This window comes from Kutzneria sp. CA-103260 (assembly GCF_018263855.1).
Classification (GTDB): domain Bacteria; phylum Actinomycetota; class Actinomycetes; order Mycobacteriales; family Pseudonocardiaceae; genus Kutzneria.
On sequence record NZ_CP073318.1, the window covers coordinates 3,709,331 to 3,729,227 of the forward strand.

Sequence of the window (19,897 nt, forward strand, 5' to 3'; positions counted from 1 at the left end):
CACCTATTTACCGCAAAGGACCGCGCGACACAACGTGATTCATCCCTCCCGGAACCGGTTGATGTCGGACAGATGCCGCGCCCGCAGCTCGCCGTCGCGCACGCCGAGACCCTCGGCCGGGGCCAGGCACAGCACACCGACCTTGCCCTGGTGCGCGTTGCTCTGCACGTCCCGGGCGGCCTGGCCGGTCTCGGCCAGTGTGTACACCTTGGACAGTGTGGGATGGATCTTCCCCTTGGCGATCAAGCGGTTGGCCTCCCACGCCTCGCGGTAGTTGGCGAAGTGCGAGCCGATGATCCGCTTGAGGTTCATCCACAGGTACCGGTTGTCGTAGCTGTGCAGGAAGCCGCTGGTGGACGCGCAGGTCACGATGGTGCCGCCCTTGCGGGCCACGTACACACTGGCCCCGAAGGTCTCCCGGCCGGGGTGCTCGAACACGATGTCGGGGTCGTCGCCGCCGGTCAGCTCCCGGATCTTGGCCCCGAACCGCTTCCACTCCTTGGGGTCCTGCTCGTGCTCGTCCTTCCAGAACCGATAGCCCTCGGCGCTGCGGTTGATGATCAGCTCCGCGCCCATGCGCCGGCAGAGCTCGGCCTTCTCCTCGCTGGAGACCACGCACACCGGGATCGCCCCGCCGTTGAGCGCGAACTGCGTGGCGTAGGAGCCCAGCCCGCCGGAGGCGCCCCAGATCAGCACCGTGTCGCCCTGCTTCATATTGGCGCCGTTGGTGGACACCAACTGCCGGTAGGCGGTGGAGTTGACCAGCCCCGGGGAGGCGGCCTCCTCCCAGGTCAGGTGGCGCGGCTTGGGCATCAGCTGGTTGGTCTTGACCAGCGCCAACTCGGCCAGCCCGCCGAAGTTGGTCTCGAAGCCCCAGATCCGCTGCTCCGGGTCGAGCATGGTGTCGTTGTGCCCGTCCGGGCTTTCCAGCTCGACCGACAGGCAGTGCGCGACCACCTCGTCGCCCGGCTTCCAGGCCTGCACGCCGGGCCCGGTGCGCAGCACGACGCCGGCCAGGTCGGAGCCGACCACGTGGTAGGGCTGGTCGTGCCGGGAGGCCAGCGGCGACGTCTTGCCGTAGCGCTTGAGGAAGCCGAAGGTGGACAGCGGCTCGAAGATCGAGGTCCACACGGTGTTGTAGTTGATGGCGCTGGCCATCACCGCGACCAGGGCCTCGCCGGGGCCCAGCTCCGGGGTGGGCACCTCGTCCAGGTGCAGCGAGCGGCGCGGGTCCTTGTCGGCGGTGGCCAGGCCGTCGAAGATCTCGACCTCGTCGGCGTGCACGGTCACGCCCCGGTATGTCTGCGGGACGGGCAGGTGGGCGAGCGCGTCGAGCTCGTCGGCGAGGATGGCGTCAAGGATCTTCTGCACGGCGGTGCCTCCCATGCCATGGTCGGAGCGGTTATGCTCTTCACCCTACGGAAAGTCCTTTACGTTGCAGGGGAAATGGCAGATCGGGCAGACGGCAACGACCGCGACAGCATGCGGTAGGCCATCAGTGCGAGCTGGTGCCGGTCGTCCTCCAGCGGCAGCTCTTCTCGGCCCGGCGACGCCCGGTGGCCAACACCCGTCTCGGTCAGCCGGTCAGCGAGGCCCGGCAGGTCGGTAAAGCCCCACAACGGTGCCGCGGGCCGGAATCTCCCCTCCCAGCGCCCTGGCACCAATCCTGCTCGACCGCGTGACCGAGGGCCATGGGCAGCTGTCGCGACCTGATTGTGCGCTGTGCACAGTCACCCTCACCCCAGCCGAGTCGACGGTGTGGGCCACGATCCTGAACGACCTGCGGCGTGACTGCGACCAGGCCGACGGTCCGGAGTGGACAGTGGCCGTGGACGGCGCTCTTCCGGCGTGTGATCGCAGCGTCCAGCGGGCTCGAGGTGTCCGGGGTGGGATCTTCACGATCTCGATCCCTTCGGCGGTGAACACGCCGTCGAACCCGGCGGTGAACTTCGTGCCTCTGTCTCGGATGAGGAACCAGAAGGGGCGATCCGTTCTGCGAGGTCCATCGTCAGGGCGTGTGCCTGTTGGATGACCCACGACGCGGTCGGCTGCGCGGTGACTCCAAGGATGTGCACTCTGCACGTGCGCACTTCCATCACGAACAGCACGGAGAGCCGGCGCGGGCCGATGGTGTCAAGGTGACCCAGCCGGGAAGGTTCGCCCTGGACGCGGCGGCTGGAGTGACGAGCCGACGTCCTCTCAGTGAGCGTGGCAGCATCCTGGCGAGGGCGGACAGGACCGCCCGGTCCAGCCAGGTGAAATGCGGCCTGACGCGCGAGCAAAGCTCTCCCGTCCACACTGGACCGTTGCCTGAACATCCCTCCTGACAGATCAAGCGCACACGCAGATCCTCAGCGTGAACATCCTCGTCTGATCCCCACCGCCCTCGTCGAGGCCAGGCCTGCGGAGCAGCGGCCCGAGGGTAGTACCAGAGGTCGTCAAGCTCGACGCTCGCCCGTAATGGGACGGCCCGTCTCCGACCTTGTTAAGGTCGGAGACGGGCCGAGAACACCCAACGGAAGCCGCCGTCTCGTGCGGGTGCGAGCCGACACTGTGAGGTCGGGATCGGCAAGCGTGCTCCCGGTTGAGAGCCAGTCACACCTTGCAGATCGCGCCCAACAGCGTCGTGCCTCGAACGTCGTCCGGGTACTGGCCCAGTCCGACGGTCTTGTAACCGTTGACGCAGAGGTAGTCGTCGGGCAAGAAGGGCCGATCTACCTTGACGTAGGCGCTGCTGCCGGAGCAGTTGTGGTAGTAGGCCTCGTCAAGACCAAGCTGCCACTCCGTGTAGAAGCCGCATGGAGCGGACTGTGGCATGGCGGCGGCACTGACGGGCTGAGCAAGTACTGCGAGCGCCGCACCGGCGGCAGCTATGACAGCACCGATCCGGAATAACCTCATATCTTCCTCATTCCTCAAGATGTTCGCGAAGCGGTCCGGAGAGTGCGCATTCCTCCCAAGCCGGCGAGGTGGAACGTTGTCGGGATTCCAGAGCAGCAAGCGTCTGGAGGACTCCGAACACCGCCGTGCTCATCGCGATCAAGATCGCCGACTGTTTCATGATCACCTTCTCGCCTCCGCCGGCAGGACTTCGGTGTGGTTCCACTGTGCCCGCACGACCCTGCTGCGACCTTCGCGAAAGCTTGAAACCAGTGGCCAGGTCTGCTATCCCGAAGTCGGGAGATGGGGGTGCTGGTGGTGGCGGAGTTTCGCGTACTGGGCGCTGTGGAGACGCATGTCGATGGTCACCCCGTAGACCTTGGCTCTCCCCGGCAACGCGGCGTGCTGGCTGTTCTTCTGCTGCACGCCAACCATCCGGTTCCCGTCGACCAGTTCCTGGACCACGTCTGGGGCGAACACCTCCCCCAACGCGGCCGGAACGCCCTCTACAGCTACGTCTCCCGCCTGCGAGCGATTCTCGCCCCGATACGAGATGTTTCCCTGCAACGACGATCGAGCGGATACCGGCTCACCGTCGACGAGGCAGCGGTCGACGTGCACCGGTTCCGGCAACTGACCGCCGAAGCCAGGGCATCCGCCGAAGACGTCGACGCCCTGACGCTGTTCGACCGTGCCTTGGGGCTGTGGCGAGGGCCGGCGCTCGCTGGGCTGGACAGCCCGTGGATCGCGTCGGTGCGAACGACGCTGGAGGCGGAGCGATGGGCCGCGGAACTCGACCGCACCGATGCCGCACTGCGCTGCGGACGTCACGCCGAGCTACTGGCGGACCTCATCACCCACGCCACACAGCAGCCGCTGGACGAACGACTCGCCGCACAGGCCATGCTCGCCCTCTACCGCTCGGGCCGCCAGGCCGACGCACTCCAGCACTACGACCACATGCGCAAGGAGTTGGCCGAACAACTAGGCGTCGACCCGAATCCAGCCCTCCAGCAACTACACCAGCGCATTCTGGCCGCGGACGTAGCGCTGGCCGCCCGCGTTGTGACGCCCAGAGCCACACCCCGCCAACTGCCGCCGGCACCAGCTGGGTTCACCGGCCGCGTCACTGAACTCGACGCACTCACCAGCTCCTTGGACAGCACGGACGGGGACACCGTGCTGATCTCCACGCTCACCGGGCCTGGCGGGATCGGCAAGACCTGGCTCGCCCTGACCTGGGCCCACCGCAACATGGACCGCTTCCCCGACGGGCAACTCTCGGTCGACCTGCACGGCTTCAGCCCCGATGTCCCCAAGCATCCTGCGGACGTGCTGGCCGACTTCCTGGCCGCCCTCGGCGTCGACCGCGACCACCAGCCCACCAACCTTGACGCCCGCATCGCGCTCTACCGCACCCGCACTACGGACAAGCGGATGCTGATCCTGCTGGACAACGCCGCCACCACCGACCAGATCGAGCCCCTGCTACCCGGCGGCACCACGTGTTCCGTCCTGGTCACCAGCCGCCATCGGCTGCCTGCTCTGACCGCCCGCCATGGCGCCCGCCCCGTGCGCCTGGACGTTCTCGCCGGCGCTGAAGCCCGCACCTTGCTGGTCGCCGCGCTCGGCGACGCCCACGACCACGGCGACACAGAACGAGCGGTCATCGAACTGATTGGTTTGTGCAAAGGATTTCCGCTTGCCCTCGGCCTGGTCGCCGCCCGTATCCGCGACGACCCTGACCTACTCGACGATCTCGTCGCCGACCTTCGAGAACTTGGCCTGGAAGCCCTGGACTCCGAGGACGCCGCCGCCAGCCTGCCCACCGTCCTGTCCTGGTCCCTGCGCAACCTCACCGACCACCAGCGCACCGTGTTCGGCCTGCTGGGCATCGCCCCCGGCCCCGACACCACACTGCCAGCCGTGGTCTCCCTTTCCGGCCTGTCCCAGGCTGCGGCTCGCAGGACACTTTCTGCGCTGGAGGATGCCTCCCTGCTCGAACGGCGACCGGGCGGTCGGTACGCGATGCACGACCTGGTCCGCGACTACTCCGCCACCACCGCTGACACGTTCCTGCCCGCCGACGTGCGAGATACGGCCCTGACACGGGTGATGGACTTCTATCTGCATACCGCGCACACCGCCGAGCGCCTGCTGGACCCGCACCGCACGCCCCTGCGTCCCGGCCGTCCCGCGGCTGGCGTCCACCCGCTGTCGCTGTCCGACGCCGCGGCCGCGATGGACTGGCTGGAGGACGAGCACGCCACGCTATTGGCCGCACAGCGCGCCGGAGTTGCCCTGGGCCGCCACGACCTCGTCTGGCATCTCGCCTGGGACCTGGAGATATTTCACCTCCGACGGGGACACCGGCACGATGCGCTCGCCGCATGGCGGGCCGCACTGCACGCCGCCGCTCACCTACCCGACCCCGTCACCCGCCTCCGCGCCCACCGACTCCTCGGCAGCGCCTGTTCCCGATTGGGCTTACACGACGAGGCTGTCGAGCATTTGGCGGCGGCTCTCGAGCTGGCGACGCACCACCAGGACCTCACCGAACAAGCACACGCCCACTGGGTGCTCGCATCGACATGGGAACGACAGGAAGATGACCGGCGGGCCCTGGAGCACGCCCGACATGCCCTGAACCTCTACCGGCTCCTGGATCGACCGGTCTGGGAGGCCGACGCGCTCAACGCGGTGGGCTGGTACGGAGCACGTCTCGGCGAGTTCGACACCGCCCGCGACCACTGCCACGCCGCGCTCACCCTGTACCGCCACCATCCCTACCCCACTGGTGAGGCGGCCACCCTGGACAGCCTCGCGTTCATCGCCCACCAGACCGGTGACCACCAGCAGGCCCTCGACCTCTACGACCAAGCCCTCACCTTGTACCGCAGCCTCGGCGACACCGTTCGTGTCGCGGATACTCTCGGCAGACTGGGTTGGCCTCATGTCGCTCTCGGTCAACACGACCGGGCCCGCGCTGTGTGGCGGGAAGCGATTGAGTTGCATGGGCAGCAGGGCCGGGACACTGACGCGGCGCGGGTCCATCGGCAGCTCGACGCCCTCGACCAACACCCCGCCTCCCGGTGATCACGCCGACCGAACTCAGCATGAGCGCGCGCCGCTCAGTGACTACCCGCCCCCGCCGCCGCGCCTGACCCGCCGGCGGGGGCCGGTCCTTCGGCTTGACGTGGAGCGCGCTCCACGTCCTAGCGTCGGAGGCGTTCGTCAGCCCTCGAGGTACCGCCCGGTCCGCCGGGCAGGAGGAGTATCCGCGCATGATCACCCGAACCACGCTCGGCTCGCCCGGTCTCACCGTCAGCGCGATGGGCCTGGGGTGCATGGGGATGAGCGAGAGCTACGGCGCCGCCGACTGGGACGGGGGCCTGGCCACCATCAACCGGGCCCTGGAGCTGGGCATCACGTTCCTGGACACCGCCGACGCCTACGGCACCGGGCACAACGAGGTGCTGGTGGGCCGGGCCATCCACAGCCGCCGGGACCAGGTGCAGCTAGCCACCAAGTTCGGCATCGACCGCAGCGCCGGCGACCGGGCACGCCGCATCCGCGGTGCCCGGGACTACGTGCTGCGCGCCTGCGACGCCTCGCTGTTGCGGCTGGGCGTCGAGGTGATCGACCTGTACTACGCCCACCGCCCGCCCCAGGACGTGGAGATCGAGGAGACCGTCGGGGCGATGGCCGAGCTGGTCGAGGCGGGCAAGGTCCGCCATCTGGGCCTGTCCGAGGTCGACGGCGAGCTGCTGCGCCGGGCGCACGCGGTGCACCCGATCACCGCGGTGCAGAGCGAGTACTCGCTGTGGACCCGCGACGTCGAGGCGGTCACCCCGGTGATGGCCGAGCTGGGGGTCGGGCTGGTGCCGTACTCGCCACTGGGGCGGGGGTTCCTGACCGGCACCCTGGACCGCTCCACGCTGGGCGAGAAGGACTTCCGGCGCACCAACCCCCGCTTCGCCGGCGAGGCGGGCGAGGCCAACGAGAAGATCGCGCAGACCGTGCGCGAGGTGGCCGACCGGCTGGGTGCCACCCCGGCCCAGGTGGCGCTGGCCTGGGTGTACGCCCAGGCCGAGCGGCTCGGGGTGGCGGTGGCGACCATTCCGGGCACCCGCAGCCCGGCCCGGCTGGAGCAGAACGCGGCCGCGCTGGAGCTCACCCTGGACGCCGAGGCGCTGGCCGCGCTGGACCCGCTGAGCGACCAGGTGATGGGCGAGCGCTACCTCCCCGCGTTCACCGCTGAGATCGCTCGGGTTTAGCCGGTGAGCTCGACGCGCACGACGTCCAGCTCGACGACGTCGTTGACGTCGCGCCCACCGGTGACCTCGTCGGTCACGACCAGCCGGGGTCGGGCCAGCGGTGCCCCCGTCCTGCTCGACGGCCAGGATCGCGCCCCGGTTGCCGGAGCCCGGGGCGATCTCGCCGTGGGAGACCAGCGCCCGGTACCCGCGCGATGCCGGGTCGCAGTACAGATCAAAGCAATCACGAAAGTGACTGTGCAGGAATGATTGTGGCAGCGTGAGTCAGCGCACCAGGCAAGGGCGGCTCTCACCGTACCTGTATCACCAGGGTCTCCCAGACGTCCAAAACGCCTGTCAGCCTGGTTGAGTAGGCGCCCTGAACGAAAGCGCCGACAACACTCCATGGACACGCACTGCCGCTTTACCCCCATCAGTTCAATTCAGCTGCACCGAATGCGCAACCATGTCGGCGCATTCTTCCACGACAGAAGGGACGGAGACCAATGGTAGACAACCAATTCACCACTCACACAGGCCTTTTTGATCTGAGCGGGAAGTACGCACTTGTCACTGGCGGCACCAGGGGCATTGGGATGATGATAGCGCGCGGCCTTCTCCAGGCGGGCGCCCGCGTCGTCATCAGCTCACGCAAGGCAGACACGTGCGCGGAGGCACAGCATCTACTGTCCGAATTCGGCGACGTTCAAGCAATCCCCGCCGACCTGTCCAGGCACGACGAGTGTCAGCGTCTCGCTGATCTTGTCAAGGTCGACTCGGAACGCCTGGACATCCTCGTCAACAACGCGGGAGCGATGTGGCGCGAGCCGCTGGCGACGTTCCCGGACGAGGCCTGGGACGCAGTGATCGACCTCAACCTCAAGTCGCCGTTCTGGCTGGTGCAGGCGCTGCTCCCCGCGCTTAGCAGGGCGGGCACCGCCGATGATCCCGCGCGGATCATCAACATCGGCAGTATCGCCGGGGGCATCCACGTCGCCCAGGCGCCCAACTACTCGTACGCCAGCAGCAAAGCGGCACTCCATCAACTCACCAGAGTGCTTGCCAGGGAGCTGGGCCCACAGCACGTCACGGTGAACGCGGTGGCACCGGGACCGTTCCCGTCGCAGATGATGGCGTCCACGCTCGATGCCATCGGCGACACGATCGCGGCGAAGGCCCCTCTACGCCGGCTCGGCCGCGACGACGACATGGCGGGTATCGCCGTGTTTCTCGCTAGCCGGGCTGGGTCCTACCTCACGGGCACCATCATCCCGGTAGACGGCGGCATCGCGACGACCGCATCGGGTACCTAGGCGTCGGCGCGAGGCTTTGCCAGCGGCCGACGGCCCCTCGTGAACACCTCCAAGTCGGGTCTCAACGCAGTCGTCGGGGTACCGGTAGTGCCTCCCTTGGACTGCGGGACGGGCTTACGGTGAGGGGGCGGCCACGATGGATCTACGCACCGATATCCGGGAGTTTCTCAGTTCGCGTCGCGCCCGCGCCCAGTTCCCCGACATCGCCGACGCCGCGGCCCGCGAGCAGATGTCCTACCGCGGGTTTCTGGCAGCGATGCCCGGGCCGGCGGGCCTAGGCGGCGCCGAGCATCGTGAGGTAGCAGTGCAGGATGTCGGAACGGGAGAGAGGGGCGGCAAGGCCGATATATCCGTCTGGGCGGATGAGTTTGAAATCCTCCACGTCACCCAGGAACCGACCCGACGAGGCGACCGCGAGGATCTCAACCGGCATCGTGCTGTGTTCGCAGGCCTGCCGAAGACGCCGCAGGGTAGCGGCATCAGCTCGGGTAGCGGCCAGTAGCAACGTCCACCGGTCGTATCCCAGCAGCCGGTGCAGGCGCACGGGTGCTGCGCTACCGGCGGAAACGACAACACCATCGTGCACGCGGTCGCCCGCCCGGGGCCCGCGCCCGAGGCGCCACGGTCGTTGCCATGACAGTGGGCTCTTCCGGTGGTTCCGGCCGAAGTCACTCATCATCCACTCCGCTCGCCGCTGAAAGCCGGACAACGGCAGAGCCGCCTTCAGAAAGGCGGTTCGGGCCCGGTGGACGGGGGCCGGCAGGAGCGCCTCCATGATGTTGAGCTTCATGTCGCGGATCACGCCACGGGCCAACCCGCGCTGTTCGACGGTGTAGGAGTCCAGCAGGGACTCCGCCGCCTGCCCGCGGTGCACGGCGGCGAGTTTCCAGGCCAGGTTGTGGGCGCCGAGTATGCCCACGTTCATCCCATGCCCTCCGATGGGCGCCCAGGCATGCGCGGCGTCGCCGGCGAGCAGCACTCGGCCGCGCCTGAGCACGCCGGCGACGCGGTCGGCGAAGCGTCCGCGGCTCAACCACACTGGCTCGGTCAGCGTGAGCCGGAGATCGGGTATCCCCGCGGCGTCCGCGATCAGGTCGCGCAACTCATCGAGCGTCGGAGGTTCGGTCCGCCCCGGATCGGGGTCGTCCCGGACACAGAAGATGCGGTATCCGCGACCAGGGGTCGGGAAGGCGATCACCGAGCGGTAGGGCGCCAGGAAGAAGTAGCCGTGGCCTGGTTCATCGCACAGGGGCCAGGTCGGCACCACGTTGCCCTGGATCACCTGCATGTTGGCGCGGCGCTTGCCCTCGAACGGGATGCCGAGCCGCTGGCGGACCGTGCTGCGGTTGCCGTCGCAGGCGACCACCCAAGCCGCGGTGGCCACCTGGGCGCCGCCGTCGCGCAGTCGCAGTGTCACCGCCACCTGATCCCCGTGCTGACACACCTCCGTTGCCTCGGTCAGCCATTCGACGTCCACTCCGCGCCGGGTCAACTCCTTGATGAGCAGCCGCTCGATGTCGTGTTGCTCGATCGTCATGGCACGGGGGTAGTCCGAGTCGAGCCGGCCGGTCACGAAGGAGCCCACGTGGCGGCCGTCGCTGTAGAAGTTCGCGCCCTGCATCTCGTAGGCGTGCTGCCGGATCGTCTCGCCGACGCCGAGGGACCCGAGTGCCTCACCCGCCAGGGGAAAGAGCACGTCTGCCTTCGGCTCCCGATCGCGCCCGGACGCTTTGTCCACAATCCGCACCCGCATGGAGAGCCGCCGTAGGGCGATCGCCAGCGTCAGGCCGACCGGCCCCGCTCCGATCACGAGCACGTCCGCGTGAGGTTCCATGCTCAGCCTCCGAGCGAAGCTCCATCACCCGGCACGGCCACTATCACGTTCGGCATCGACGCGGAGCCGATGACGCGGTCCAGTCTCAGGCCGGCGTCGGTCAGGAGGCGGACGTGTTCTGCTTCGGTGCGCTCGTGTCCCCCGTACACGAACAACATGGCGAGGTCGAGAAACTTGCTGGGGTGGGGTGTGTCGCCGGTGGGCATGACCCATTCGATGAGCAGCAGCCGACCGCGAGGGTCCATCGCGCGGCGGCAGTTGCTGAGGACGGTGCGCGCCTGCTCGTCAGGCCAGTTGTGGAGCACGCCCTTCAACATGTACGTGTCGCCCCCCGAGGGCACTTCTCGGAAGAAGTCGCCGCCGACGAAGGTGCAGCGCTTGCCGAGCCCGCTGGCGGCCATCTGCCTGTGGGCGGCGTCAGCGAGGCAGGGCAGGTCATGGATCACGCCGGTCGTGTTGGGGTAGGCGCCCAGGATGATGCTGAGAAAACTGCCGTCGCCGCCGCCGACGTCGACGATCTGACCGGCTCTCGTGAAGTCGTACGAGTCGGCCAGCGCCCCGCCCGTCACACGGCAGTGCTCCCCCATCGCCGCATTGAAAATCGAGCCATGCTCGGCATTCTGCCGAAGGTGGGCGAAGAGTGGCTCACCGAAGACCTGCGGAGCGGTCGGGGTTCCGGTCCGCAGACTGTGCAGGCCGTCGGCATAGACGTGGTTGAACAGCCCCTGGAACCGCACCCATGACCGCAGCGACTGGGGGTGCCCCTCGCGTAGCCGGTCGCCGATCGAGGTCAGCCCGAACCTGCCCGGCGCGACCTCGGTGAACACGCCGACGCTGGCGAGCGCGCGCAGAAGGCGGTAGAGGGCGTCGGGGTGGGCGGAGACCGCTGCCGCGAGTTCCCCGGCGTCGCGTGGCCCGGCGCCGAGCAGGTCGGCGACTCCAAGGTCGGCGGCGAACTGGAGGGCCTGAGCCGGGCCGAAGCCTTCCGACAGTCGCAGAAGCCGGACAGCGTCGTCATTCATGACATCTCCCGAGAGCACGATGTTCCGGACCGTGGACGACCGCGTCCTGGGCGTGGTGAACGGACTCTCTGACCGGACGAATCAAGGATGCGATCGACCTCGTGAGGTCGACAGTCTCAGGCAGTCTCGACATGCCGAACATCGGTGAGATGGCCTACAAGCCACCTACAAACCGGCTGCTGACCAGCAGCGCGGACCCGCGGTGATCATCCGTCGGCCATGTTCCAACATCACCCCTTCCTAGCATCGGAGGCCTGGCCACCCCTGCTCGATCAGCGACCAGGAATGGACCCTGGCGGTAATTGGCCATGCGCACAAGGGAGGGGCCCGTCCAGTCGTCAGGAGGCCCGGCAGCACCGCCAATGGGTACAGTAAGCGTTGCAGTGGTGGCGAATGCCGGGCGCCGCAGCCCAACACGCTCACCGCGGCCCGGTTCGCCGACCACCTCCGTTCCTGTTGATTTCGCTGCCCTGCGACCCGATTCGCGCCGCACGCATCGCCGCACACATTCGCAACAACGACCTCCCAGGAGGTCCCCATGTCGGACACCTCACCCCCGACCTCCTCGGCTCCCGACGGCGAACGGGCTCGCACGCCGGGGACGATCCAACTGATGTCACTCCTTGCCGCGAGCTGCCTGTCCGCGCTGGGGGGCGTGCTCATCGCACCAGTCCTGCCACAGATGCGGCAGGCGTTCGCCGGCGTCGCCGGTGTCGACGTGATCGTCCCGGTGGTCCTGACCGTCCCGGCGCTGTTCGTCGGGCTGGCCGCCCCCTTCGCCGGCTTGGTCGTCGACCTCGTGGACCGCAAGCGCCTCCTGCTCGTCGCACTCGTGGTCTACGCCGTTGCCGGCACCGCGCCGCTGTACCTGGCACACCTGTCGACGATCCTGCTCAGCCGGGTCCTGATCGGCATCTGCGAGGCCGCGATCATGACCTGCTGCACCACTCTGATCGGCGACTACTGGTCCGGCACGCAACGCAGCCGGCGCTTCAGCCTGCAGAGCCTGGTGACGGCGCTGTCGGCCACCGTGTTCCTGGCCCTGGGTGGCCTGCTGGGCACGTCCGGCTGGCGCACCCCGTTCTGGCTCTACACGATCGCCCTGGTGCTCGTGCCACTGGTCACCATGGTGATCTGGCAACCCAGCGGCGGCCGCCGCGCCGAGCGCCGGCGACTGGAGCCGTTGCCACGGCGACAACTGGTCGCCCCGTGCGCGATCACCCTCGTCGGCGGTGTCGTGTTCTACGCACTCATCGTCGAACTGCCCTTCATCCTCACCGAGTCCGGTGTCAGCTCCTCAGCCGCCATCGGTGGCCTCAGCGCGCTGATGGCGATCGCGACCGCCGCCGGCAGCTTCGCCTTCGCCCGGTTGTCCCACCAGACCGCACGCCGTCTGCTGCCGACGTCCTTCGGACTCGCGGCCCTCGGGTTCGGTCTCGTCTTCGCCACGAAGGCCGTTCCCGTCATCACCGCCGGCGCCGTCGTCGCCGGCTTCGGCAACGGCATGCTGCTGCCCGTCCTGCTCACCTGGACGGTGAACCGGCTGGAATTCCAGCAACGCGGCCGCGGCACCGGCCTCTGGATCGGCGCCATGTCCACCGGTGGGTTCCTCTGCCCGCTGCTGATCACCGCGATCGCCGCGGGAGCCGGTGGTCTGCGCCCCGCGATCGGCGTCCTGGGCATCCTCGCCGTCACCATGGCCGCCGTCTCGGTGCTCACCACCCGCGACAGCGTCCCGCTCAACCTCACCACCGACTGACCGGAGAAAAGCCGTGACCGACACCACCTCCCGACGTGCTGTCGGCGGCCCAGTTCGGTCGAACTCGACCTGAGAGGTCCGCGATGCGTGTTCTCTTCACCATGCCTCCTGATCTTGCCCATATGTTCCCGCTGATCCCCCTTGCCTGGGCGACACGTACCTGCGGCCATGAGGTCCTGATCGCAACCTCGGAGCAGGGGGCGGACATCACGGTCAAGGCCGGCCTGCCTACCGCGGAAGTCTCACCCGACGTCGACTTCCCCGCGATCTTCCGCCGGTTTGCCGCCGTGCCCTTCTTTCAGGGGCGATCGCCGGAGCACCGGGAGCTGAGCAAGCAGTGGGCCGAGACGGGAGTCACCCCCGACCCCTTGCTCCAGTTGTTCGCGGCGGTGTCCGACGCGATGGTCGACGGCGTCACGCGGGTGGCCGAACACTGGCGCCCGGATCTTGTCGTGTACTCGAGACTGGAGGGAGCGGGGCCGCTGGCCGCACGCAAGCTCGGCGTTCCGGCAGTTGAGCATGACTACGGATTCATCCGCAATGCCACCGACAGCGAACGCCTTCTGACGCACCTTTCGGCGAGCTACCGGCGTAACAACGTTCCGCCGGAACTGCCGCGTCGCACATGGATCCACGTGGGACCGCCGAGCATGATGGTTGATCGAGGTCCCGGCTGGGCCGTGCGCTACGTGCCCTACAACGCCGGAGGGCTGCTGCCCGACTGGCTGCTGCAACCGCGGAAGCGTCCACGGATCGGCGTCACCCTGGGCACGGTGGTGCCACGCACATCCGGCGTGGGCGGGTTGCAGCGGTGCATGGCTTCGGCCACCAAGGTGGACGCGGAGTTCGTGTTGCTGCTGGGCGCTGATCCGGACACGTCAGCACTGGGCGAGCTGCCCGACAACGTGCGGGTCACCGGCTGGATTCCGTTGAACTCGCTGCTGGCCGTCAGCGACGCTCTGGTTCATCACGGCGGTGCGGGCACGACGTTGACCGCCGCGTGTGCCGGCGTCCCGCAACTGGTGATACCGCACGGCGCCGACCACTTCGTCAACGCCCACGTGGCCGCCCGCCGCGGAGTCGGACTGGTCTGCGAACCGACTGCGGTGACCCCCGATGTGCTCGACACACTGCTGAACTCTGACCAGATCCGGGCCGCGGCGGCCGAGGTGCGGGCCGAGATCGAGCGAATGCCGACCCCCGCGCAGATCGTGCCCAAGCTGCTCGAGTTCGCCAGCTGACGCCCGCCAGCTCGGTGTCCAGAATCATGAGTATAACTCACATAACGCCGTACGCCCGTCGGGTGTCAGCCAACCAGGTGAACGCTTGCCCGCGACACCGAGCCGCGATACAGAGAACCCATGGGACACAAACCAGCCGCCATGCTGCTCACGATGACCGCCGCCATGCTGAGCATCGTCGGCACCGCAACGGCCGACCCCACGCCGCCCGCCCACACGGCGTACACCTCAGCCGATTTCGAGAACTACCGACCCGACGCCAAGGCCGTGACCTACTCCCCCGATCTCGTTCCGGTGGGATCGACGGCCACCGTCGCCGCCACGCCCTCGCCGAACGGCACGACCACAGTGGTCCTGTACGTCGAGGGCCTGCTGGCCAACCACCAGTACGGCGCGCACGTCCATCAGCGGAGCTGCGGTCGCACCCCGGAAGACGCGGGTCCGCACTACCAGAACACTCCGGATCCGGTGCAGCCCTCGGTCAACCCCGCCTACGCCAACCCACAGAACGAGATCTGGCTGGACTTCACCACCGACCGGCACGGCAACGCCTGGTCCATCTCCAGCGTGAACTGGCAGTTCACGCAGCGGCACGCCGGCTCCGTGGTGATCCATACCGAGCACACGCACACCGACCCCGGAAGTGCCGGCACCGCGGGCGCCCGGCTGGCATGCGTCACCGTCGACTTCTGACGCGTTGACACGGTTCTGGCGCTGGACGTGCGCTAAGCGGGCGTGCCGGAGTTCCGGCACACCCGTGGGCCTCGCTGTGCGGTGCCCGTCAGGCCGCCACTGGCTTGTCGCCCAGCTGAGCGGCCGACGGCGAGCGTCGGCGCGTGGTCCCGGCCGGAACGATCGTCACCAGGACAACGACGAGAGCCAGTGCCAGCAAGGCCCCGGCCGACTGGTTCACCGGCGACGTGTGGTGGGACGCCATCCACGCCGGCCCGCGCTGACCGCGGAAAACCTCTGTCGGGTTTTGCGGTACTTCCCCCTAAGCTGACGAGATGGGGTGGAATCTGAGCGAGCTCATCGCGAAGCACGACGTGCCGGGCGCACAGGTCGCCGTGCTGGCCGACGGGGAGATCCAGGACGACGCCGCAGGCGTGCTGAGCCTGCACACCCGAGTCGAGACCACGACCGACTCGGTGTTCAAGATCGGCTCGATCACCAAGATCTGGACGGCGACGTTGATCCAGCAACTGGTGAACGAGGGTCTGCTGGATCTCGACCGTCCGCTTCGCGACTATCTGCCCGGTTTCCGGCTGAGCGACCCGGCCGTCACCGAATCCCTGACCACCCGCCACCTGCTCACCCACACCAGCGGCATGGACGGCAACCACTTCACCGACACCGGCCGCAACGACGACGCGATCGAGAAGTTCGTCGCCACCCTCGCCGACGCGGACCACCTCCTCCCGCCAGGCACCCTCTTCTCCTACTCCAACAGTGGGTACGTGGTGCTCGGCCGGCTGGTGGAAGTGTTGCGCGGCAAGCTCTTTCACGATGTGCTCCGCGAACGCCTGGTGGCGCCGCTCGGCCTGGACACCGTCGCCACCACCACGTACGAGGCGATCCTGCACCGCGCGGCGGTCGGCCACATCGAGGCCGACGGGGAACTCGTGCCCACGAAGACGTGGGCGGTCCGCTACTTCTGCGCGCCCAGCGGCTCACATCTGGCGATGAGCGCCCGTGACCTGATGGAGTTCGTCCGCCTGCACCTCACCGACCAGGGGCTCGCGGCACTGCGCGAACCCCAGCTCGAATCCGTCCCCGACTTCGGCGGCGGCATCCTCGGCTGGGGGCTGGGCTGGATGCGCTACCGGGACGGCGTCGTCGGCCACACCGGCGTCTCCAGGGGGCAGAAGGCTTTCCTTCGCGTCGCCCCAGCGGCCGGCGTGGCGGTGGCCGTGCTGACCAACAGCGCGGGTGGCGAGCCGCTGGCCCACGATATCTTCAGCGCGGTGCTCGGCGATCTCGCCGGCGTCGAGACGGCGCCACTGCCCGTGCCGCCGGCGAACCCCGCCTCGATCGACGCGGACCGCATGTGCGGCACCTATCGCACCTCCCGGTACGACATCACCCTCGCCGTCGAGAACGACCGCGCGTTCCTCGTCCGCCGCCCGCACAACGAACTCGCCGAGTCGTTCACCGGCAAGTCCGGGGATCGCGTCGAGGTCGTCCGCCTCGGCGACAGCGCGATCATCACCGCCGAACCGACGTTCGAGGGCCACCAGGTCCTGTCCCTGGTCGGCTCCGACGAGCACGGCCGCGCCCGGTTCCTGCACAACGGCGCCGCCGCCTACCGGATCGCCTGAAGGTCTGCCGGGTCATCCTGCCTGATCAGGGGAGTCATGTCGCAGTCGCAGCGTTTCGATTCACAGCGCGAAGAACCCTCTCCATGCCCGCCCACATCCGGACCCGTCGTCAGGCAGGACCCTCGTATCGCCACCCTGGTACTGATGGTCGGGCTCCCCGCAGCCGGAAAAACCACCCGGGCCAAAGAGCTCGCGGCAGCGCACCAAGCGCTGCGGCTGACCCCGGACCACTGGATGATCCCGCTGTTCGGGGATTCGATGGCCGACGGCAAGCGCTGGGTGCTCGAAGGCCGACTCATCTCGGTCGCCCTGCAGGCGCTGCGACTGGGGATCAGCGTCGTGCTCGACTACGGGCTGTGGGGCCGCGATGAACGGTCGGCACTGCGCTGGCTGGCCCGCTCGGCCGGGGCCGCATGCCAGGTGGTCTACCTGCCCGTGGACAAGAACGTCCAGCTCGCCCGCATCGCACACCGCCAGGAAACGACACCGCACCAGACGTTCCCGATGAGCGAGGCCGACGTGGACGCGTGGCGGGAGCAATTCCAGGTGCCTGACGCCGCCGAACTCGACGGCGGGGAGATCCCCGCCCCGCCAACGGGGTGGCCGGACTGGCAAGGGTGGGCAGCAGACCACTGGCCCTCCTGCACCGACAGCTAAAGGACACACCCCGCGCGGGGTCGAACACGGTGGTCTGCTGCTGGTCGTAGGGAACACCGGGCGGCAGGGGCGCGAGGTGCCAATGAACGTGCCGGTTGGCCTGTTGGCTGCCCAGCGACAGCACGTAGAGCCGTTCGACGGGTAGCAGGTCGGTCAGCGCGCTGCCCGCGCGGTGCACGACGCGGTGAACGGCCAGGTACTCGTCGGTGGTGAAGTCGCCGACGGCGTGTTCGCGATGGCTGACCGGGGCGACCAGGAAGTGTCCGAGCACGGACGGGAAACGGCTGGCGAAGACCACGGCGTCGTCGTCGCGGTACGCGATGTGGTGTGGGTAGTCGGGATTGCCGGCGAGCAGTTCGCAGATGAAGCAGGCTCGGCGGAGGTCTGTCTCCGCTGGCGTGTCCGCGTCAGGAGCAGTATGCAGCCATCTCGCTTCGTCGTGGCGCGACCGTCGCTGCACCAGGATGGAGGTGACCGTGGATCGACGAGCCGAAGAAAGGGATGGTCGTGGTGACACGGTGTCGCCTGGTCCGGATGCTCACCGCGATGGGCGTTCTCATCGTGCTGCTGGCCGGATGCGGTCGGCCCGCGCTCGGAGCCGGGGGTGACACGCAAGGCGACGAACACGCCGAGCATGGTGGGCCGATCCAGCCGGTGAAGACCACCGAAGCGGATTGGCGAGGTGTGGCCGGCGCATTGGGCCGGATGGGCACACTCTGGGGCGAGACGGTGTATCGGGTGGGGTTCCCACGCCGGGATCTCACCGTGACGTCGAGGGGCGTTCGGATCAAGGCCGGGTTCGCGCTTGGTTCCTATGCCGCGTTCGTCCGCTACCGGGACGGCGAGACGATGGTGATGGGCGATCTGGTGGTCACCGAGGACGAACTGCCGAAGGTCACCGATGCCTTGCAGCACAACGGTATCTCCCAGACCGCGGTGCACAAGCACCTGCTGGCGCACGAACCACCAGTGTGGTGGACCCACATCCACGCCGAAGGCAGGGAACCGGTGACGATCGCGCGAGCGATCCGGGCGGCGCTTGACGTCACTGCCACCCCGCCGCCGGTCACCCCGCCGCCACCGCCACCGTTGGACCTGGACACCGCCGGGATCGACGCCGCACTGGGGGCCGCCGGCACCAACGACGGCGGCATCTACAAGTTCTCCTTCGCCCGCAAGGAAACCGTGACCTCGCACCGGCGAGTGCTGCTGCCCGCGATGGGCGTCAGCACCGGGCTGAACTTCCAGCCCACCGGGGGCCGCAAGGCTGCGATCAACGGCGACTTCGTGATGACCGAGTCCGAAGTCCAGCATGTGATCCAGGCGCTGCGCGCCGGCGGGATCGAGATCGTCGAGCTGCACAACCACGCGTTGAACGACCAGCCACGCCTGTTTTACCTGCACTTCTGGGCCGTCGGCGATGGCGTCACCCTCGCCAAGGCGCTCCGTGTCGCTGTTGACTCGCACAACGTGCAGCCCGCGAGCTGACTCGCGGAATTACCCATACGGTCGTGCGGCTTCTACTCAGCCGCCGGCGAGCTGACCCAGCGTCACCTGCACCGTCGATGTCGTGCCGACCCGGTTGACCTGGACCGGCACCGTGTCCCCCGGCTTGGACCTCGCCAACACGGCCGCGAGCGACCCGGTGTCCGTCACCGGCATGCCGCCGACCGCCGTGATCACATCGCCGGCCTTGATCCCGGCTTTGTCGGCGGGCCCGCCAGGATCGACGCGCACCACGCCGGCCCCTGCGGGCTTGCCGTCCCTGCCGGCAACCGTTTCGACGGCGACGCCGAGCGCAGCCCGATGCGAGTCGGTGACCTTGCCGTCACGCACGAGCTGCCCGGCGATGTCGGTCACCGTGTTGCTGGGGATGGCGAACCCGATGCCCGGGGCGGCGCTGCCACCGAACTCGGGATCGGTCGCCGCCATCGTCGGGATGCCCACCACCTGGCCGGAGGTGTCGACCAGCGCACCGCCGCTGTTGCCCGGGTTGATCGCCGCCGAGGTCTGGATCGCGTCGGCGATGGTCGTTCCCGGCGAGTTCGGGCTCGCCGGGAACGACACGGTCCGCCCGACCGCGGACACGATGCCCTCGGTGACGCTGCCGGTCAGCCCAAGCGGGTTGCCCATGGCCAGCACCAGCTGTCCAACGACGAGCTTGCCCGAATCCGCGAACCGCGCCGGCGGCGGCGCGGCGCCGGCGACCCGGACCACCGCCAGATCATCCGGTGGGTAGGCGCCGAGCAGCTGTCCGCTCAGCGGCGCCCCGCCGCTAGCCGGGCTGACCTGCACGGTGACAGCGCCGGCGAGCACGTGCGCGTTGGTGACGATGTCGCCGTGGTCGTCGAACACGACACCGGAACCAAGGGCCTTGTCCGTCGAAATCCGCACCACCGAAGGCAACACCTGTCGGACGACCTGTTCGAACGTGCCCTCGATCGCTGCCCCACCCGCGATGGTCGCCGTGCTCGTCGCCGTCGGCTGCTGCGATGTCGAACCCGCCGACGTGCAGGCGGCACCAAGCAGGACCACCGCCACGGCCGTGGCGACCTGGTAGTGCACTGTCGGTCTCATCGGCGATACACCGTCCCGTCATGCGAACGTCGAGTCCCCA

Annotated in this window: 14 protein-coding genes and 1 pseudogene; 9 read left to right on the forward strand and 6 right to left on the reverse strand. The window is 68.4% G+C overall.

The window, feature by feature from the left end; all coding sequences use genetic code 11:
* Positions 1 to 39: 39 nt before the first annotated feature.
* Both ccrA and JJ691_RS15915 read right to left on the reverse strand, forming a co-directional pair.
* On the reverse strand, positions 40 to 1,371 hold the full coding sequence (ccrA, locus tag JJ691_RS15910) for a crotonyl-CoA carboxylase/reductase (protein WP_442912727.1): 1,332 nt from the start codon (positions 1,369 to 1,371) through the stop codon (positions 40 to 42).
* 1,224 nt (positions 1,372 to 2,595) lie between these two features.
* Positions 2,596 to 2,817 (reverse strand): DUF6355 family natural product biosynthesis protein, encoded by a 222-nt coding sequence (locus tag JJ691_RS15915; RefSeq protein ID WP_211769540.1) that lies wholly within the window; start codon positions 2,815 to 2,817, stop codon positions 2,596 to 2,598.
* Positions 2,818 to 3,183: 366 nt separating this feature from the next.
* Between JJ691_RS15915 and JJ691_RS15920 the strand changes: the two genes are divergently transcribed.
* From JJ691_RS15920 to JJ691_RS15930, 3 genes are all read left to right on the forward strand, one after another.
* Positions 3,184 to 5,976: an AfsR/SARP family transcriptional regulator gene (locus JJ691_RS15920; RefSeq protein ID WP_211769541.1), complete on the forward strand. Its 2,793-nt coding sequence runs from the start codon at positions 3,184 to 3,186 to the stop codon at positions 5,974 to 5,976.
* 188 nt (positions 5,977 to 6,164) lie between these two features.
* A complete protein-coding gene (locus JJ691_RS15925; RefSeq protein WP_211769542.1) occupies positions 6,165 to 7,157 on the forward strand; it encodes an aldo/keto reductase in 993 nt (330 codons plus the stop codon).
* 485 nt (positions 7,158 to 7,642) lie between these two features.
* Positions 7,643 to 8,449 carry an SDR family oxidoreductase gene (locus JJ691_RS15930; protein ID WP_211769543.1) on the forward strand — a complete coding sequence of 269 codons (807 nt, stop codon included), beginning with the start codon at positions 7,643 to 7,645 and terminating at the stop codon, positions 8,447 to 8,449.
* Between the two features lie 274 nt (positions 8,450 to 8,723).
* Here the strand turns inward: JJ691_RS15930 and JJ691_RS15935 are convergent, their stop codons facing one another.
* A complete protein-coding gene (locus JJ691_RS15935) occupies positions 8,724 to 10,283 on the reverse strand; it encodes an FAD-dependent monooxygenase (RefSeq protein ID WP_211769544.1) in 1,560 nt (519 codons plus the stop codon).
* Between the two features lie 2 nt (positions 10,284 to 10,285).
* Positions 10,286 to 11,305 (reverse strand): acetylserotonin O-methyltransferase, encoded by a 1,020-nt coding sequence (locus JJ691_RS15940; protein ID WP_249227959.1) that lies wholly within the window; start codon positions 11,303 to 11,305, stop codon positions 10,286 to 10,288.
* 613 nt (positions 11,306 to 11,918) lie between these two features.
* On the opposite strand from JJ691_RS15940, the gene JJ691_RS15945 reads away from it, so the two are divergent.
* The 5 genes from JJ691_RS15945 (at position 11,919) to JJ691_RS15965 (ending at position 17,280) form a co-directional block, all read left to right on the forward strand.
* Positions 11,919 to 13,064 carry an MFS transporter gene (locus JJ691_RS15945; RefSeq protein ID WP_249227960.1) on the forward strand — a complete coding sequence of 382 codons (1,146 nt, stop codon included), beginning with the start codon at positions 11,919 to 11,921 and terminating at the stop codon, positions 13,062 to 13,064.
* Positions 13,065 to 13,147: 83 nt separating this feature from the next.
* Positions 13,148 to 14,305, forward strand: a complete 1,158-nt coding sequence (locus tag JJ691_RS15950; protein WP_211769546.1) for a nucleotide disphospho-sugar-binding domain-containing protein — start codon at positions 13,148 to 13,150, stop codon at positions 14,303 to 14,305.
* Between the two features lie 120 nt (positions 14,306 to 14,425).
* A complete protein-coding gene (locus JJ691_RS15955; protein ID WP_249227961.1) occupies positions 14,426 to 14,998 on the forward strand; it encodes a superoxide dismutase family protein in 573 nt (190 codons plus the stop codon).
* Between the two features lie 314 nt (positions 14,999 to 15,312).
* Positions 15,313 to 16,623: a serine hydrolase domain-containing protein gene (locus JJ691_RS15960; RefSeq protein WP_211769547.1), complete on the forward strand. Its 1,311-nt coding sequence runs from the start codon at positions 15,313 to 15,315 to the stop codon at positions 16,621 to 16,623.
* 144 nt (positions 16,624 to 16,767) lie between these two features.
* A complete protein-coding gene (locus JJ691_RS15965; protein ID WP_249227962.1) occupies positions 16,768 to 17,280 on the forward strand; it encodes an AAA family ATPase in 513 nt (170 codons plus the stop codon).
* Between the two features lie 127 nt (positions 17,281 to 17,407).
* Here the strand turns inward: JJ691_RS15965 and JJ691_RS53370 are convergent.
* Positions 17,408 to 17,797: pseudogene (locus JJ691_RS53370) on the reverse strand (HIT family protein); the annotation flags it as partial.
* On the opposite strand from JJ691_RS53370, the gene JJ691_RS15975 reads away from it, so the two are divergent.
* On the forward strand, positions 17,791 to 18,768 hold the full coding sequence (locus JJ691_RS15975) for a DUF1259 domain-containing protein (protein WP_249227964.1): 978 nt from the start codon (positions 17,791 to 17,793) through the stop codon (positions 18,766 to 18,768). The pseudogene JJ691_RS53370 and the gene JJ691_RS15975 overlap by 7 nt on opposite strands.
* A gap of 36 nt (positions 18,769 to 18,804) precedes the next feature.
* On the opposite strand, the gene JJ691_RS15980 is transcribed toward JJ691_RS15975, so the two are convergent.
* Positions 18,805 to 19,857: a S1C family serine protease gene (locus tag JJ691_RS15980; RefSeq protein ID WP_211769549.1), complete on the reverse strand. Its 1,053-nt coding sequence runs from the start codon at positions 19,855 to 19,857 to the stop codon at positions 18,805 to 18,807.
* Between the last annotated feature and the right edge of the window lie 40 nt (positions 19,858 to 19,897).

Bases quoted from the DNA above. Each gene is read 5' to 3' on its own strand.
- JJ691_RS15960 (WP_211769547.1), top strand. From the start codon at position 15,313: ATGGGGTGGAATCTGAGCGAGCTCATCGCGAAGCACGACGTGCCGGGC.
- JJ691_RS15940 (WP_249227959.1), bottom strand. From the start codon at position 11,305: ATGAATGACGACGCTGTCCGGCTTCTGCGACTGTCGGAAGGCTTCGGC.
- JJ691_RS15950 (WP_211769546.1), top strand. From the start codon at position 13,148: ATGCGTGTTCTCTTCACCATGCCTCCTGATCTTGCCCATATGTTCCCG.
- JJ691_RS15980 (WP_211769549.1), bottom strand. From the start codon at position 19,857: ATGAGACCGACAGTGCACTACCAGGTCGCCACGGCCGTGGCGGTGGTC.
- JJ691_RS15930 (WP_211769543.1), top strand. From the start codon at position 7,643: ATGGTAGACAACCAATTCACCACTCACACAGGCCTTTTTGATCTGAGC.
- JJ691_RS15945 (WP_249227960.1), top strand. From the start codon at position 11,919: ATGTCACTCCTTGCCGCGAGCTGCCTGTCCGCGCTGGGGGGCGTGCTC.
- JJ691_RS15925 (WP_211769542.1), top strand. From the start codon at position 6,165: ATGATCACCCGAACCACGCTCGGCTCGCCCGGTCTCACCGTCAGCGCG.
- JJ691_RS15955 (WP_249227961.1), top strand. From the start codon at position 14,426: ATGGGACACAAACCAGCCGCCATGCTGCTCACGATGACCGCCGCCATG.
- JJ691_RS15920 (WP_211769541.1), top strand. From the start codon at position 3,184: ATGGGGGTGCTGGTGGTGGCGGAGTTTCGCGTACTGGGCGCTGTGGAG.
- JJ691_RS15935 (WP_211769544.1), bottom strand. From the start codon at position 10,283: ATGGAACCTCACGCGGACGTGCTCGTGATCGGAGCGGGGCCGGTCGGC.
- JJ691_RS15915 (WP_211769540.1), bottom strand. From the start codon at position 2,817: ATGCCACAGTCCGCTCCATGCGGCTTCTACACGGAGTGGCAGCTTGGT.
- JJ691_RS15965 (WP_249227962.1), top strand. From the start codon at position 16,768: ATGGTCGGGCTCCCCGCAGCCGGAAAAACCACCCGGGCCAAAGAGCTC.